The organism is Vibrio sp. Sgm 5 (assembly GCF_026241575.1).
Classification (GTDB): domain Bacteria; phylum Pseudomonadota; class Gammaproteobacteria; order Enterobacterales; family Vibrionaceae; genus Vibrio; species Vibrio jasicida.
Window position 1 is genome coordinate 25396 of sequence record NZ_JAPHPY010000031.1, and the last position, 17420, is coordinate 42815.

Sequence of the window (17420 nt, forward strand, 5' to 3'; positions counted from 1 at the left end):
CTTTGCCCGGTTTCCACCGGGGTCAGCTCTATGCGAATTAGACCCTCATACGATTTGTATTAAGGCGCTTTGTGGCGTCTGGGATAATTCAACAATGAATAAAACACATTCTTTTTGTGAAACACTACTTACTCAACCTAACCCGTTAAAGCTATTAGGTTGGAAACCGTTTTTTCAACAACAACTGACGTTAGACGATTACGAAGACACGCTCTTCGCGCGAGTGATTGCTCACCATCGCAGTGGCTATGTCGTGGTAAGCGAGCAAGGTGAAACCCATTTGCCTATCCAAGCCTCACTACCCAGCATGACAGTGGGCGACTGGGTGATACTAAACCACCAACAGCAGTTTTCTCGTTTACTTGAACGCCGCAGCTTATTCAGTCGTAAAGCCGCAGGCAGCAAGGTTGCCGAGCAGCTTATCGCCGCAAATGTGGATACCGTATTTATCGTTTGTTCAGTCAACCACGACTTTAACCTCAGCCGCATTGAGCGTTATTTAACTTTGGTCAATGAAGCCGATGTTGAGCCCGTGATTGTGCTGACCAAAGCCGATTTATGTGACGATGTCGATGAACTAAAAACTCAGGTGCAAAGGCTCGATCCATTGCTAATGGTCGAAAGCGTAAATGGCCTAGATGAATCGAGCGTAAGCAAGTTAATGAGTTGGTGCGGCGAAGGGCAAACCGTTGCTTTTATTGGCTCATCTGGTGTGGGTAAATCCACTTTAGTGAACACGCTACTAGGCGAACAAGAACAAGAAACGGGTGGTATCCGTGAAGACGACAGCAAAGGTCGACACACTACCACTTCTCGCTCTATTCACTTGTTACCTTCTGGCGGCGTCTTAATGGACACGCCAGGAATGCGTGAGATCCAATTGACCGATTGCGAAGCTGGCGTTAGTGAGACCTTCTCTGATATCGAAGCATTAGCAGAGCAATGCCGATTTGGTGATTGTCAGCATCAAACAGAGCCAGGTTGCGCCGTTCAAGCTGCGATTGAAGATGGCACGTTGGAGATGCGCCGCTTTACTAACTACCAGAAGTTACTGCGCGAACAAGCCCATAACGGCGCGACACTTGCTAAGAAGCGAGCGCAAAGCAAGCAATTTGGAAAGATGGTACGTAATGTCGTCGGAGAAAAGCGAAAACGCCAACAAGGTTACTAAGTTGTAGTATTTAGGTAATCAATAGAACAAAGGAGGCTAACGCCTCCTTTTTTAATAACTTAATGAAAAACCATCATTCATACTTGGCGACACAAATCAACACAAAAGACCAATAATAGCAACATCAAGCAAACATTTAAACTAAGAACAAACTAAAACTAGACACAAAATATTACCAAGCTAAGATATGTGATATTCAGCAAGAATATGGCTGAATTTATAAAAACAGGATAATTGATAATCAGGACGTCTTAGCAAAGCAATTCCAACCTTCAGCCCTTGTTTTACGAGGAACGTTACGCCGTGTAATGACTGAATTTTGCGCGCTTGCTCAGACATCACATTGCAGGAATGATGTATGCAACACAACAGTCTCGTTGCCCGATATGCTCGCGGTAACCTCGTTCTCCAAATCCTCGTCGGTATCGTCTTTGGTATCTTACTAGCAACAATTTCTCCAAGCCATGCTCAAAGTGTTGGCATGATTGGTAGCCTTTTTGTTGGCGCACTAAAAGCCATTGCACCGATCTTGGTGTTCATTTTGGTCGCAGCGTCTATCGCGAACCAAAAGAAAAACCAACACACTTACATGCGCCCAATCGTGGTTCTTTACCTAGCGGGTACCTTCTTTGCAGCACTAACCGCGGTATTACTAAGTTTCCTTTTCCCGACCAATTTAACGCTAGTAACCGGTGCTGAAGGTGCAACGCCACCACAAGGTATCGCAGAAGTTCTACAAACCTTGTTGTTCAAACTGGTTGATAACCCAGTAAACGCATTAGTAGAAGCTAACTACATTGGTATTCTTGCTTGGGGTGTTGGTCTTGGTCTTGCTCTTCACCACGCATCAGCAACGACGAAAGCGGTATTCGAAGATCTAAGCCACAGTGTTTCTCACATTGTTCGCTTCATCATTCGTCTTGCGCCATTCGGTATCTTTGGTCTAGTTGCATCCACGTTTGCAACAACAGGGTTTGGCGCACTAGCGAGCTACGCACATCTGCTAGCGGTACTGCTAGGTTCGATGATGATCATTGCGTTAGTGGTTAACCCAGCGATCGTATACTTCAAAACGAAAGAAAACCCATACCCATTGGTGTTCCAATGTCTACGTGAAAGTGGCGTAACAGCATTCTTCACACGCTCAAGTGCTGCGAACATTCCAGTGAACATGAACCTATGTAAGAAGCTAGACCTAGACGAAGATACGTACTCTGTATCTATCCCGCTGGGCGCGACCATCAACATGGCAGGTGCAGCAATCACCATCACAACGCTAACGCTAGCAGCAGTACACACTATGGGCATCGAAGTTGATCTCATGACAGCAGTACTTCTAAGTATTGTTGCCGCAGTATCAGCGTGTGGCGCATCTGGTGTTGCTGGTGGTTCTCTACTACTGATTCCACTGGCATGTGGTCTGTTTGGTATTTCAAACGACGTAGCAATGCAGGTTGTAGCAGTTGGTTTCATCATTGGTGTAATTCAAGACTCTGCTGAAACAGCGCTAAACAGCTCAACAGACGTTATCTTCACTGCCGCTGTTTGCAAATCAGAACAGCAAAAAACTCAGTAAGACTTAAGCATCAGTAAGATTTACGCATCTTTGGTGTAGGAAATAGAAAGGGGAGCCAATGCGGCTCCCCTTTTTGTTTCCTGTTAAGGGAGACTTACAAACGAACCGTCTTCCCTGTTTGCATCGACTCTAACGCAGCATCCGCTAGCGTCAGAGCAATCTCGCCATCTATGCCAGAGCAGCATGGCGCTTCGCCTTTCAGTACTTCAACAAAGTGTTGCCATTCCGCCACGTAAGCACGCTCATAACGCTCTAAGAAGAAGTACTTCGGTGTTGCGCCTGTTTGCCCTGTTTCTGTACTGCGGCTGACTAGATTTTCAGTTAGATTCGCCACTTGCAGCATACCTTTCTCGCCATGCACTTCGAGACGTTGATCGTACCCGTAACCAGAGCGACGACTGTTATGAATCGTCGCCATCGCGCCAGAAGGGAATGTAAGCGTCACCACACTGGTATCGATATCTCCCGCGTCACCGATGGCAGGATCTACCTTGCAGCTGCCATGTGCAGTAACCGCGATGGGATCTTCCCCTAAGATAAACCGCGCCATGTCGAGGTCGTGAATCGTCATATCACGGAACATACCACCGGACGACTTACTGTATTGTGCTAGCGGTGGCGCAGGATCACGAGAGGTGATAATTACGCTTGCTGGTTCGCCAATTTGGCCGTCATCCAACGCTTTCTTAAGACTCAGGAAATGCGGGTCAAAGCGGCGATTGAAGCCTAATAAGAAAGGCACTTGATGCTGATTTACTACGCCCAAGCAATCACGTACTCGCCCCAAATCAAGGTCGATTGGCTTCTCACAAAAGATGGCTTTACCTGCTTTTGCTGCTCGCTCAATCAAATCCGCATGAGTGTCGGTTGAAGAGCAAATGCACACCGCATGAACGTCGTCATCCGCCATCGCCTCTTCTACGGTTTGGCGTTTTGTCTGCGGATACTGCGCACAAAACTGATCCGCATAGACTTCATAAGGTTCGATAAGCGAATAAATCGTGGTTTCTGGTGAACGTTCGATATTGACCGCATGGACTTGACCAATTCGACCCGCTCCAAATAAAGCAATATTAAACATAGTAATTCCCTTCTGTGTCGCTTAATCGAATTGACGCTTCATGCCCGCCAACATATCTGTGGCTATGTCGTAGTAATCCCCTTCCCACAGTTGGTCATTGAGGAATTCACCAGAATAGAAGCCGTCGTAACCTGTTTGGCGAATCGCATCGACCCATTCTTTTAATGGCACCTCACCTTGCCCTAACAAGTAACCACGTAGAGCGCGCTCATCGGGCCAAGCCTCGCCCGGAGCAGGACGCTTACCGTCAGACAAGTGCACGTTGTAAATCAGCTCGGCATCGATATTTGCCACTTGCTCCAACGTTGCCCCGCGACATGCCCATAAGTGCCATGTATCCAGAACAAAACCAAAGTTGTCGCGGCCGACGGCGTCGTACAGGCGGAAGTAATCTTCCAACTTGGCGATTGGAGTCCAAGCCGCGCCTTCATATTGGAAACGGATACCATAGCTCTTACCAATGTCGACAATCTGGCGAATGTTCTGCGCCGTGAGTTCGATGTTTTGCTCTTTGTTTAAGCCATTTAATGCCTCAAAAGCATTGAGCTGGATGGTAGGTGCACCCACGGCTTGCGCAAAACGGCACAACGTCTCTGAATCTTGGAACAATTGAAGTTGGCCGGCTTTATCTGTCACTTCAACTGCGCCAATGATGTCGATCGCTGTTGGGACAATGCCAAACTCATCCATGCGCTGTTTGAGTTGTTCAGCAGTGAAGCCAGCTTGAATATAACGCCAGAGTTTTTCGGTGTGGATTTCGAGCCCTTGGTAGCCAGTTTCTTTGGCAAGTCGGACATCAGATAGAATATTGCTGTGCAGAGAGCACATGCCATGTAGAGCAAAACGCATCAGATTTACCTCTTCTCATTGCCCTGTACATTGCAGGACATAAGCCGAATTCAGCTCGAGCAAACCCGCAGCACAACCGCTAAGTTGCACCTAATCAGTGGACAAAGGTATGGAAAAATCTGCGCGCTTTACTGCGTATTCGCTCGCAGGATCGCGTCCCTATTCGAGATTACTGAGCGATGAAATTACTTCACTTCTCGACAAATCAGACTCACCGCAATCGCCTGCGCCAAATACATGGAGCTGCTGAGCGAACGGAAGCCCATCAATTCGCCTTCTTGCACTTCAAAACAGACATCCATTTTGCTGCCATGAGGCGTCATTTGGTTATCGGTAATGCAGACAATCGGCACGTTCTTTTTGCAAGCATCATCAATCAGCTGGCTGGTTTCTTCCGCGTATGGATTGAAGGTGATAGCAAACAGAACGTCTTTATCGTTCATTCGTCGAGTTAACGGAGACAACATGCCACCGTGATCATCCAAGAGCACGACACTCTTGTCAGATTTCATGAGGGCGTACCAAAGATAGAAAGCCACTGGGTAAGCGCGGCGAGTACCTTGAATGTAGATGGTTTCAGCACCATCCATCAGAGCCACTGCACGTTCCAATTTTTGAGGAGAGACCGACATTTGAAGCTGTTCTAATGCTTCAATGTTCGCGTGTCCGAAATCTTGGAAGATGGCTTGAGGCGAGTCATGCGGGACATCCTCCATCTCACGAGCTTTACGAACGCGCTCTTTGTAATCTCTCGGGCGATTTAAATATTGATCGCGAAACAGTACTTGCATAGAAGTGAAGCCATCAAAGCCCATCGCATTAGAGAATCGGCTCAAGGTCGACAGGGGTACGTTGGCTTGCTTGGCAATGGTCGCCATGGTTTCTACCGCCACCAGCATCGGCTGGTCAGTTACGAAATCCGCGACTTGCTGCAAACGCCCGCTCAAACTGTCGTAACGCTTTGCGATTAACTCTTTTAGTGTGTCTAAATCTGCAGGTGCTTTCACTTCAACATCCATAGTTATACTGCTCTCCTATCAATGAACGCTTGGAGATAGAGGCCCCTTATAGTAACAAAAGGGGCCGCTATTTTAAGATAATAATTCAAAGTTTCGTACCGCTTCTTCTTTCACATAAGGCATCGCCTTTTGCATGAAGTAAATACGGTCAAACTTTTGTGGTTCCTGATTCATGTAATCGCGAAGATTATGACCCAGAGCCTGACGCAAACAGGTGCCAATATTGAACTTGGACACGCGGCTTTGCTTGAGCTTGAGCATGTCTTCATCGCGAATACCACTCGAACCATGAATCACCAGCGGCACAGCCACAGCATTTGCGATACGGTCTAAGCGACCAAAATCGATAGTACAAGTTGGCTCGGTTAAGCGGTGAACGTTGCCGACAGAAATTGCGACACAATCAACGCCACTTTCTTCTGCAAAGCGCGCCGCGTCTTCCGGTTCTGTGTAGATAGATTTTATGTGGTCGCGACCTTCTTCATAAGGCACCGAACCAATTTCACCCTCTACCGATGCTCCTAACGCATGCGCCACTTCCACGACTTTCTTGGTGCGAGCAATGTTCTCGTCCAACGTCAGTTGCGAGCCATCAAACATCACGGAACTAAACCCAGCTTTAAGCGCACGAAAGACGATGTCTTCTTCGTAAGTGTGGTCAAGGTGAAGCACAACAGGCACTGTGCTCTTGTGCGCTAGATTTAGGAACATCGCCGCAGCGGTTTCTACGCCATAAAAATCCACTACGTCTTTGTTGCAGGCTAAAATTACAGGTTTGTTCACTTGCTCTGCCGCTTCAACAACAGCACGTGCATCTTCAAAGCCGAACACATTAAAGCAAGGGACAGCGTAGTTAGACGCCGCAGCCTCCGGCAATAGGTCATTCAAATTTACCAACATGATGATTCCCCTACTTAAATTTCGCGATCATGTCTTTGATGCCAGGGATCGTTTCCACTTGGTATTCATGGTGCGGATCGAAGTGCTGAATCAAAGATTTCTCTGTTTTGCCAACAATGATGGTGAAGTAATACATTTCGTAACCCGGAGCAGCCACACTTGGGTGATAGCCTTTGTCGATGGCAATCACTGAGCCCGTGCGCACATGGTAAACCGGACCAAAGTCGTCTTCGTGCTCATATAGGAACTGCGCACCAAAGCCGAAGTCTGGGTTGAAGCGGAATTGGTACACTTCTTCGTAAAGGGTTTCTTTGCTACCGTCAGGCTTAACACGATCTTCATCGTGCTTATGTGGAGGGAAGCCAGACCAACCACCAGCCCCAACGGTGAATAGCTCACTCACCAATAAGCGACCGCGTTTATCTGCGTTGGATTGACCCAGCACGTGTTTGATCTTGCGGTGTGTTTTGGTGTCATCTGAACCGTACTGAACCATATCCACGGTCTCTTCGCGGACACAGAAAGGCTCCAGTGACGCTTCAAACTTACCACCCGCAATCATGACGTCAGCCTTGTCGCTCACACATTGAATGGTCGCACGGTAGCCAAGTGGTACATAAACCGCTTCTGGGTTGCCGTCCCAAACTGATTTACGCTTACCAATGTTGTCGAACGTTTCGCTCTCGCCGTCTTTCGTTACGGTGATGCTGCAAGTACCGCCAGCCAATACGATGACAGACTCATACCCTTCGATGACATGGTCAAAGGTTTCGTTCTGATTCAAGAACACTTGGTTGAAGTAACATAGCGGTGTTACTTCGTCGTTCGCACCAATAATTGGTTCATTCTTGTTATCAAATGGTGGAATGTGTTTTCCCATTTTTCTTTTCTCCTCACAGTTCGTTTGATAACGAGACTGTCCTATCCTTCTGAAAGTGGCTTAACAAAAAAGCCGGGCCACGATGGTGTGTACGCGCACTGTTTGGTTACCCTCAAGTGACATACCGGCCCGGGAGACCAAACGCGCAGCAATGTGGTGCCCGAAAGCACCAAACCGTGCTTAACTTCGCGTCTCAATAAAATCGAATAGTTGTTCCTTGGTTGGCATGGCTTCTGTGCAACTGTGACCGCTGACATTAATCGCCGCTGCAGCCGTGCCGTTGCGTACGCCCTCTTCTAACGAACCACCCGTAACTAGCGTCCAAATCAGACCGCCGGCGAATGAGTCACCAGAGCCAAATGGCTTATTGGCTTCTACTCGGAAAATGCCTTGCTCGAACTTATGACCAGCACGGTCGTACACTTTCGAGCCATGCTCACCGGCTTTCACCACCACCACTTGCGTGTTCTCCGTGAGGAATCGAGCCGCCGTTTGGTCATCATCGGTGTTGCCCGGAGCAATGACGGTTTCCATCATGTCGAACTCTTCACGGTTACCGATCACGATGTCTGAAAGACCCGCGGCAATACCGTAGTAAATCGAAGCATCGGTGTCCGTACGCCAAGAGTAAGGACGGTAATCGACATCCAGCACCACCAAGGTATTGCTGCGGCGCGCATGCTGCATCGCAATCAAAGTGGCTTCACGGCTTGGGCTTTCCGACAATGCCGTTCCCGTGACCACCAAGACTTTTGAGCTAGCGATGTAAGCTGGGTCGATCTCTTCTGGCTTGATGGTCAAATCCGATGCGTTGTTACGGTAGATAAGCACGGTGCAATCTTTTGGCTTCATCTCTGTGAATGCCACCGAAGTACGCGAACCAGAATCATCGGTTCTCATACCGTCAAGGTTGATGCCTTGCTCCGTCATGTAACCTTTAACGTAACCACCGAATGCATCGTCAGCCACGCAGCCAATAAAGCCGACCTTACCGCCTAACTTGGCAATGCCCACCGCAATGTTTGCTGCTGAGCCGCCAACGAATTTGTTGAAGCCAGAGATATCTGCCATGTCGGTTTTAGCTTCGCGAGCGTAGAGATCTACGCCCGCACGTCCTAAAACGATGGCATCCAATGGTCGATTTGTTTCAAGTGCAATGTTTGTCATCGTCTGTTCCTATTATTTGTATTCAACCCAAGCGGCGTTCTGGTCTGCAGATTCCACACACTTCTCGCATAGGCGCACGCCTTCGATACCTGCGTCGATACCTGGGAACCAAATTTCAGATAGCGCTTGCTGGTCATCACGGTCAGCCGCATCGAATGCCAACGCAAAACGGTGGTATAGGTTCGCCCATGATTCGAAGTAACCTTCGGCATGACCACCACCAACACGGTTGGAAGCCACACCCGGAGCATCTTGGTATAGGTAGCCCATGCCACGTTCAAGAATGCGTGGTGCTTCGCCTTGGACTTCAAAACGAAGTTGGTTTGGTTGCTCATCCCACCATTCGATGGACGCTTTCGAACCGACGATGCGGATTTTTTGTTGGTGCATCGAACCTGCATTCACTGCAGATGCCCAAAGCGTACCGACCGCACCATCTTTGAATTGCATCATGATGTGAGCGTTATCTTCGAGCGGAGCACGTGACTGGATGAAGCTTTGACGCATGCAAGACAGGCGGTCGATTTCAAGCCCTGTCATCACTTCACACAGGTAGAAAGCGTGCGTACCCACATCACCCAGAACATAAGTTGGACCTGAGACTTCTGGGCTGACGCGCCATTTCAAACCTGGATCGTTTTTCTCGTATTCTTCGTTGTGGAAGCCGTGAGCAAACTGCATGTTCACAACACGAATCTCACCCAGATCACCACGCTTCACCATTTCACGCGCTTGCTGAACCATTGGGAAACCGCTGTAACCGTACATCACGCCAATCACGCGATTGCGCTCTGCTGCGATCTGTTTGAGTTCTTCTGCTTCTTCCGTCGTGAAGGTGATTGGTTTTTCACACACAACGTGCAAGTTGGCTTCCAGTGCTGCTTTACAAATTTCGTAGTGAGTTGAGTTTGGCGTTGCGACTGAAACAGCTTGAATGCCATCTTCGCGTTGCGCTTCCTTCTCAAACATTTCTTTGTAATTTGCGTAGCAGCGGTCGCCATCTAGACCTAAGTTCTCACCGAAATCACGGCAACGATCCGCATCCAAATCGAATGCACCAGCGACCAATTTGAACAAGCCATCGCGCTGTGCCGCATTACGGTGCGAGTAACCGATCTGACTGCCGCGACCACCGCCGACCATTGCCCAACGGATTGGTTGCTCAAAATGACGTTCTTCATTAAACATGTTTGACTCCTTGATAGGCTCTTACTTAAGAGCCTATAAATCGAATTGTTGAAATCTGTTTTAAAGCTGGATGTTTTGATACATAAATCGGTTTGGGCTTAAACGCCGGCGCGTTGCGCTGCTCTGCCTTCTTCCCATGCCGCCACTTTCTCAGCGGTGTCGTCATTGCGTGTCACTTGAGGAAGTCCCACTTCCCACCAGCAATCACACTTAGACCAAGCCATTGGCGATACTGGGTCGATGTCAACCACAATCACGTAAGTACGGTCGGCTTCTTTAGCACGTTGGAATGCGTCATCAAACTGGTCGATTGAGGTCAACTTCTCGCTGATTGCGCCTTGCGCTTCGGCATGCTTAGCAAAGTCCACGCGAGCCACCTCGCCATCAGGACGGCGACAATCTTCCAATAGGTTATTGAACGACTCGTTACCCGTATTGTTTTGCAGCTTGTTGATCACCGCGAAACCACCGTTGTCGCATACCACGACAATCATCTTGTGACCCGTCAGAACTGACGAGTAGATGTCTGAGTTTTGAATCAGGTAAGAGCCATCGCCGACGAGCACAACCACATCGTTATCTGGGTTCGCAACTTTCGCGCCCCAGCCACCTGCGATTTCATAGCCCATGCAAGAGAAGCCAAATTCAATGTCGAACTTACCAATTTGGTAGTTCTGCCAGTTCATCGCGAGCTCTGCTGGTAAGCCACCCGCTGCCGTAAGTACGGTGTCGCCCGGCTGCATAGATTTGTTGAGCTTGCCAATCACTTCTGCATAAGAAGACGTACCGTCGAGTAGGTCGCCTGGTTGAGGATGAGTACGACGATGCACCACGGCTTTCCATTCATCTGCTTGCGCTTTCGCCGTTGCCGCCCACTCGTCACTACTACGGAAATCGCCCAGTAGGTTAGACAGCTCAACTAAGCCACGTTTTGCGTCTGCTTTAACTGGAATAGCACGATGTTTAATGGCATCAAAACGTGCGGTATTGATGGTAACTAGCTTCATATCTGGGTTCTTGAACACCGACCAAGAGCCCGTCGTGAAGTCTTGTAAGCGAGTACCCACCGCCAACACCACATCCGCATGCGCTGCCATGTAGTTTGCAGAGTCTGAACCGGTCACGCCGATTGGACCTGCGTTTAGAGGATTGTCTTGCAGCATCGTGGCGCGACCAGCAATGGTCTCAACCACTGGGATGTTGTGTTTTTTCGCAAAGGCAGCCAACTCGTCCGTTGCTAGTGAGTAATGCACGCCACCGCCAGAGATAACCAAAGGTTGTTTCGCGCTAAGCAGCGCCGCTTTTGCATCTTCTAGATCTGCCACTTCTGGCTCTGGACGACGAATGCGGTGCACTTTTTCTTGGAAGAAGACTTCAGGGAAATCGTAAGCCACGCCCTGAATATCTTGTGGTAAGCCAATAAACGCAGGACCACAGGTTTCTGGGTCAAGCATGGTGTCAATTGCCTGAGGCAATGAGTGCATCAATTGCGTTGGCGAGATAATGCGATCCCAGTAACGAGTTAGCGGTTTGAACGCATCGTTACAAGTGATAGAAGGATCGTAGAAATTCTCTGGCTGTTGAAGCACAGGATCTGGCAGACGGCTAACGTAAGCATCACCAGAAATCAAAAGCACTGGTAAGCGGTTTGTGTGCGCGATACCTGCTGCGGTAACCATATTGGTTGCACCCGGACCAATTGAACTGGTCGCGATGCCGATGCGACGACGTAAGTTCGCTTTGGCATATGCGATTGCCGCTGTCGCCATCGACTGCTCATTTTGACCACGCCAAGTCGGAATTTTGTCTTCGATATTTTTTAGCTGTTGGCCAAAACACGTCACGTTACCGTGACCAAAGATGGCAAATGCCGCACCAAACAGCTGTTCTTTTTTACCATCAATTTCAATCATTTGTGCGGCTAGGTACTGAGCTAGCGCTTCTGCAACAGTTAGGCGTACAGTTTTCATTGTCTTCCCCGGTAGTATCAATCATTTTTGTAGCCACGTTGTCTCCGTGGCTTGATACAGGGGAGACGAATCTCCCCTTCCTTGCTTGTGCTCTTATAGGCCGTATTTCTTCGCGTAGCCTGTGATGTTCTCGTAAGCGGTTTTCGCGTACGTCAATGGGTGCGCTTTCGCTGGGTCTTGCTCTGCTTCAACCAGCAACCAGCCTTGGTAGTTGCGCTCTTTCAGTGCTGCGAATACGTCGTCGTAATCCACGTCACCTGTACCAGGAACAGTGAATACGCCATCAAGCACTGCGTTTAGGAACGATTTGTCTGCATCACGCGCGGCTTTCATCACTTCTAGGCGCAGATCTTTAAAGTGCATGTAGCCAATACGGTGACCCCAACGTTTGATCATGGTCACTGGGTTACCACCACCGTAAGTGATGTGACCTGTATCTAGGGTTAGGAAAACGGCTTCGCCGGTGAATTCCATCATCATGTTGATGTCATCTTCCGTTTCACAGATGGTGCCGACGTGATGGTGGAAAGACAGCTTGATGTCGTGCTCGTTTAGAAGGTATTCCGCAACTTGAGTGAGTTTCGCGCAGTAGGTTTTCCACTCATCCATAGTAAGGATCACGCGTTGAGAAAGTGGCGTGTTGATGTCGCCGTGAACCGTGTTGCTCACTTCACCGAACACCATTGCTTTACAGCCAGCAGCCTTAAGCAATTTGATGTGCTCTTGCATCGCTGCGATTTCTTCTTCCGCAGTCAGCTTCATTAGATTGCCGCTGTACCAGCCAGAAGCGAGCACTAGGCCATGTTTTTCTAGTAGAGGGATTAGAACTTCTGGCTCACGTGGGTACTTAGTACCTAGCTCTGTACCAGTGAAACCAGCTTCTGCCATTTCACTTAGACACGTTTCCAATGGGATATCGCCGCCTAATTCAGGCATATCATCGTTGGTCCAAGTCAGTGGGCTAATTCCATATTGCACGTTGCTCATTTTTATTCTCCGACAATGTTTGCGTTATTTAATAAATGTCGTGAAGCAAAAGCGTGTTTTTATCGATGCTTTTCTTTCACCAATTTCGTTTCACTGGAAATTACATTAGCGAAAAAAAGACAAATTGAAAAATATTTTTCAATCAAAGCAATCGATGTTATCAAATTGTTAAATCATGAAAAAAGCTAATAGCCACGTGCCTTTCAAGCGAGTATGATCTGGATCTAGTTTACAATTTATCATTTAAAATCATCAAGTTAAATAAAGCTCATCAAATGAAAAATGTTTTTCATTATTTGATTTGGATAACACTTTAGGATAAAAAACGAACAGACACCTAGTCGAATAACAAAAGAGTAAATATGATTAAACCAACCGACAAATGAAAAATAATTTTCATACATCTAATAAACACAACAAGTCGGCAATATAGATATCCAATACTCGTACCCTACAAAGCGGAGTATTGGCCGCTACCCAACTGGCTCTTATTCGATGGTTAAGGGAAGGATTGGGGATCTAATAAAGGAAAAAACAATGGAAGCTACATCCAAGGCCGAAGCTCGAAAGCACAACCTCGCCTACATCATTAGGATTTGTTGTATCGCTGCACTCGGAGGCATCTTATTAGGTTACGACACTGCTGTTATCTCTGGGGCAATTGGACCAATCCGTGAATATTTCGGATTGTCAGCAGCACAAACCGGTTGGGCCGTATCCAGCGTTGTACTAGGGAGTATTATTGGCGCAGTAAGCGCAGGTTGGGCAGCCCTTAAATACGGTCGACGCAACACCCTCTTTATCGCCGCCATCCTCTTCATTATTTCCGCTATAGGCTCCGCCCTCGCAACCGACTTCACCTTCTACACTGTTCTACGCATCGTCGGCGGGGTCGCCGTTGGCCTTGCTTGTGTAGTATCGCCAATGTACATGTCAGAAGTGGCGCCAAAAGATTATCGAGGTCGCGCAGTGAGCATGTTCCAGCAATCGGCAGTTATTGGCCAGACTGGTGTGTTCTACGTTAACTACCTCATCGCAAAAGGCATGTCAGAAGCTTGGCTAGTAGACATGGGCTGGCGTTGGATGCTCGGCTCTGAAGTAATTCCTGCCGCGCTTTTCGCAATGTTGTTGTTCCTCATCCCAGAATCTCCACGTTGGCTGGTACTAAAAGGCAAAGTCGCCGAAGCAAAAGATACTCTCTCTCGAATTTCTAACCCGAAACACGCGGACCGCTTGATCAAAGAGATCCAAGAGTCGTTAGTAGAAAGTCATGGCGCGAAGAAGAACAAGGTCAGCCTGCGTTCGCCATTATTGTTCGCAATCTTGGTTATCGGTACGTTTGTCGCGGCAGCCCAGCAGCTAACCGGTATCAACGTGATCATGTACTACACTCCGGAGATCTTAAAACCAATCACAGGCTCTACTGAAAACGCGCTATTCCAAACCACGTTCGTGGGTATCGTATTTATCGGTGGTAACGCTTTGGGTATGTACCTGATCGATAAAGTCGGCCGCTTGCCACTGATGAAATACGGCACCTTTGGCTGTGCGTTCGGTATGTTCATCGTTGGCTACGTGCTTTACCAGCAAACGGAAGGTTACGCGGCGCTATTCGCACTTTGTCTGTACGTGGTGTCTTACGCGACCTCTTGGGGCTGCGCATGTTGGACTATGATTTCAGAAATCTTCCCGAACAGTATCCGCTCTCGTGCCATGGCTATCGCGGTCGGTGCACAATGGTTTACTGGCTTTATCGTGACGCAGTCATTCCCAATGTTCAATGAAAACGCCTACCTACAAGAGAACTTCAACGGTGCCTTTGCCTTCTGGTTATTCGGTGTGTTGTCGCTCATTTGTATGTTCGTGGTCGTCAAGTATGTGCCTGAAACCAAAGGCGTCAGCTTGGAGAAAATGGAAGAAGCGATGGCGAAAAAACTGGGTAAAAAAGTATCTGGAACTGCGACTGAAGCACGTGCATAAGATAACTTAATGTTTTACAAAGGGAACAGGTGTTAGCACTTGTTCCCTTTTGCTTTTGGAGGCAAACCTCATGCTCGATAAAATGGCGTTCTTTGTCTATGTGATCCGCTCTGGGTCTATCTCCTCCGCAGCGCGCAAATTCAATATTTCAGTCTCCGCTGGAAGTCGCTGGCTGCAAGAGCTGGAACAACACTTCGGTACTACCCTATGCCACCGCTCGAACCGATTATTGGAGGCCACTCAAGCAGGCCAAACCTTATATGAAGAGTTCTCTCCTCTTGTTGACAGTGCCGAGCGTATCAGCCGCAAATTAGAAGACTTCCAAGACAGCGAAAAAGGTCATATCAACATCGCGTGCACGCCCGTGTACGCCAATCACTACCTGATGGACAAAATCGCCGATTATTCCAAGCTTAACCCAAAGGTGACCTTCAACATCAACGTCACTCCTTGGGCATTGGATCATGCCAGTACTTGTGACCTGATGATCAGCGCTAACGCTAGCTTCCAAGGCTACCGCGAAAAAGATTTATTACTGGTGAAACGTGAGCTGATGCAGTGCCCATTTATCGTCGTGGCTTCGCCTCAATACCTTGAAAAGCATGGCTTGCCTACGCATCCAGAAGCACTAAGAGACCACGCTTGCTTGATTGCAACCACACTGACAGGCAGCAATGATTGGATCTTCCGTCAAGGAATGGAAAACATGGTGCTGAAAGTGCCAAAAACTATTGAAGTGAATGACAGTGACCTGTTGCTCAGTGGCACCTTAAAGGGTGCAGGCGTCGCGTACTTACCGCAATTTGTCACAACAGAAGCAGTAGATAAAGGCGAGTTAGTACCGTTATTGGAAGAGTATGAGACCAGTATTTGGAGTTTGAATCTGTACTATCATTCACCCAAAACTGCATCTCCAGTGGCGATAAAGTTCAAAGAGTTCTTATTAAAAACCCCTTGTTAAGACGGATTGGATTTAAAACAATAAGCTGCTGACGCCATCGTAAGTCAGCTTGGCGCCTGAAAGAAACAAGAACAAGTAACAGAGCTGATAGATTCTTTCCTGACTGACGCGATGCAAAAGATACACACCCATCTTAACGCCAACAGGCGCGAGTGGAATCAACACTAGCGCAGTCATCAAGTTGGTCGAATCAAACTCACCAAGCCAAATGTAAGGCACGAGTTTCGCTACATTCACTATGCCGAATAATACCGCCATCGTCGCTATCAGGGTGATTTTAGGCAGTTTCAATGGCAGTAAATAAATACTCGCTGGACCGCCACCAGCATGAATTGCAGTACTGGAAAAGCCGCTCAGAGTACTCCAAATCCAAGCACCTAATTTCCCTGATTGAGAGGGTGAGTCACCACTTAGCCAATACTGAAAACAGAACAGCAAAGACAGCATGCCAACGGTGCTCTTCAACCCCGACTCTGGGGTGATACTCAGAAATAAGCCCGCTAATACCACGCCAAGCAAAGCCCCAGGCAGCATGGTTTTAAGCACTCGAACATCGGCATTTCGATAATGATGACGCACCGCAAAGGCATCCATCACCAACAGAATGGGCAATAAAATCGCTGCGGCTTGTGTTGGCGGCACCACCAGCGCCATCATAGGAACAGCCAAAATGCCCAGTGCCCCACCGAGCCCACCTTTACCAATGCCATAGATTAACACCGCAGGAATCGCCAAAAGATAGAACCAAGGATCGCTGAGCATCATCGTCACCTTCTTAGAATCGAATATCGAACTACGCCACAATCTGAGCGAGATAATCGCGACTGCGTTTTAAATCACGCGAAACCTGACTCACGTCTGCCGTACCGTGTTCATGCTCGACTACGATCCAACCTTGATAGTCAGCCGCTTTAAGTGCACTCATCACTTTTTGTAGCTTGATATCACCATCCCCTAGTGGCGTAATCAGCCCTTTGCTGTATGCGTCAACCCACTCCAACTTATCGCGAATAGCTAACCTCAATTTGTCCGTCGACACATCTTTAACATGAATATGCTCGATGCGCGTTCCGTGCTGACGGATAAGCCCCAGCGGGTCCATCCCATCTAAAAATGCATGCCCGATATCGATGCACAATCCAAGTTTGCTCGCTGGAATCTGACTCATGACAAAATCGATCTCGTCTTTATAACTGATGTAACCACCGATGCCCGGATGAAGTAAACAACGCAAACCATATTGGCTAGCCACGTTAATGATGCGTTCAAGGTTGGCAATCATGGTTCGTTTACTTTCCATTTTCAAACGCGGTGCAGTGACGCTTTGTCCTATATAGCCATAGCGTTCCGCGTGAATGCCTTCCATCACCAGTAAGTTCTTTACACCCAATGCATCTAAACGCTGACAAACGGTATCGACATCTTCCAAAATGGCAGACATGTTTGCAGAATCGCAAAATGGCACTTGTACCTTGCCAGAGCACATCTGCAATCCACGTACACGAAACGCACTTTTCAACAGTTCCGCATCTTCAGGGAAGAAGCCATCTAGCCCTAACTCAATGCCACGATAACCACTGTCACTCGCATCCATTAACACCTTTCCCCAGCTTGGGTTGGTCGCATGATATGCCTCTTCCACTCCCCAGCAGCATGGGGCGCAAGCAATACGATCAAGCATGTGTTTTTCT

At 48.1% G+C, this 17420-nt stretch carries 15 protein-coding genes; 4 read left to right on the forward strand and 11 right to left on the reverse strand.

Features of this window, described 5'->3' with window-relative positions; translation table 11 throughout:
- Positions 1–94 precede the first annotated feature (94 nt).
- Complete coding sequence (gene rsgA / locus OQJ86_RS16735; protein ID WP_042600543.1) at positions 95–1171, forward strand: ribosome small subunit-dependent GTPase A; 1077 nt, start codon at positions 95–97, stop codon at positions 1169–1171.
- Positions 1172–1529: 358 nt separating this feature from the next.
- Positions 1530–2747 (forward strand): serine/threonine transporter SstT, encoded by a 1218-nt coding sequence (sstT, locus tag OQJ86_RS16740; protein WP_038868957.1) that lies wholly within the window; start codon positions 1530–1532, stop codon positions 2745–2747.
- A 94-nt stretch (positions 2748–2841) separates the two neighbouring features.
- Here the strand turns inward: sstT and iolG are convergent, their stop codons facing one another.
- From iolG to iolE, 9 genes are all read right to left on the reverse strand, one after another.
- The gene (iolG, locus tag OQJ86_RS16745) at positions 2842–3828 is read right to left on the reverse strand and encodes an inositol 2-dehydrogenase (RefSeq protein WP_265988484.1); all 987 of its coding nucleotides are present in this window, start codon (positions 3826–3828) and stop codon (positions 2842–2844) included.
- A 21-nt stretch (positions 3829–3849) separates the two neighbouring features.
- Complete coding sequence (locus tag OQJ86_RS16750; protein ID WP_265988486.1) at positions 3850–4677, reverse strand: sugar phosphate isomerase/epimerase family protein; 828 nt, start codon at positions 4675–4677, stop codon at positions 3850–3852.
- Positions 4678–4862: 185 nt separating this feature from the next.
- Entirely contained in the window at positions 4863–5696 is an 834-nt protein-coding gene (locus tag OQJ86_RS16755; RefSeq protein WP_005437844.1) for a MurR/RpiR family transcriptional regulator, read from the reverse strand.
- Between the two features lie 72 nt (positions 5697–5768).
- On the reverse strand, positions 5769–6596 hold the full coding sequence (locus tag OQJ86_RS16760; protein ID WP_005437843.1) for a class II fructose-bisphosphate aldolase: 828 nt from the start codon (positions 6594–6596) through the stop codon (positions 5769–5771).
- A 10-nt stretch (positions 6597–6606) separates the two neighbouring features.
- Positions 6607–7476: a 5-deoxy-glucuronate isomerase gene (locus tag OQJ86_RS16765; protein WP_045405835.1), complete on the reverse strand. Its 870-nt coding sequence runs from the start codon at positions 7474–7476 to the stop codon at positions 6607–6609.
- Positions 7477–7656: 180 nt separating this feature from the next.
- The gene (iolC, locus tag OQJ86_RS16770) at positions 7657–8643 is read right to left on the reverse strand and encodes a 5-dehydro-2-deoxygluconokinase (protein ID WP_039840559.1); all 987 of its coding nucleotides are present in this window, start codon (positions 8641–8643) and stop codon (positions 7657–7659) included.
- A gap of 12 nt (positions 8644–8655) precedes the next feature.
- Positions 8656–9831: a Gfo/Idh/MocA family protein gene (locus OQJ86_RS16775; RefSeq protein WP_038881300.1), complete on the reverse strand. Its 1176-nt coding sequence runs from the start codon at positions 9829–9831 to the stop codon at positions 8656–8658.
- A 98-nt stretch (positions 9832–9929) separates the two neighbouring features.
- Positions 9930–11801 (reverse strand): 3D-(3,5/4)-trihydroxycyclohexane-1,2-dione acylhydrolase (decyclizing), encoded by a 1872-nt coding sequence (iolD, locus tag OQJ86_RS16780; RefSeq protein ID WP_005437835.1) that lies wholly within the window; start codon positions 11799–11801, stop codon positions 9930–9932.
- 93 nt (positions 11802–11894) lie between these two features.
- On the reverse strand, positions 11895–12788 hold the full coding sequence (iolE, locus tag OQJ86_RS16785; RefSeq protein ID WP_265988492.1) for a myo-inosose-2 dehydratase: 894 nt from the start codon (positions 12786–12788) through the stop codon (positions 11895–11897).
- A 537-nt stretch (positions 12789–13325) separates the two neighbouring features.
- Here iolE and OQJ86_RS16790 point away from each other — a divergent pair.
- A complete protein-coding gene (locus OQJ86_RS16790; RefSeq protein ID WP_265988494.1) occupies positions 13326–14768 on the forward strand; it encodes a sugar porter family MFS transporter in 1443 nt (480 codons plus the stop codon).
- Between the two features lie 70 nt (positions 14769–14838).
- A complete protein-coding gene (locus OQJ86_RS16795) occupies positions 14839–15729 on the forward strand; it encodes a LysR family transcriptional regulator (RefSeq protein WP_265988496.1) in 891 nt (296 codons plus the stop codon).
- 12 nt (positions 15730–15741) lie between these two features.
- Here the strand turns inward: OQJ86_RS16795 and OQJ86_RS16800 are convergent, their stop codons facing one another.
- Together OQJ86_RS16800 and OQJ86_RS16805 are read right to left on the reverse strand one after the other, a co-directional pair.
- Complete coding sequence (locus tag OQJ86_RS16800) at positions 15742–16491, reverse strand: sulfite exporter TauE/SafE family protein (RefSeq protein ID WP_265988526.1); 750 nt, start codon at positions 16489–16491, stop codon at positions 15742–15744.
- Between the two features lie 31 nt (positions 16492–16522).
- Positions 16523–17410, reverse strand: a complete 888-nt coding sequence (locus OQJ86_RS16805) for a TIM barrel protein (RefSeq protein WP_265988498.1) — start codon at positions 17408–17410, stop codon at positions 16523–16525.
- Positions 17411–17420 lie beyond the last annotated feature (10 nt).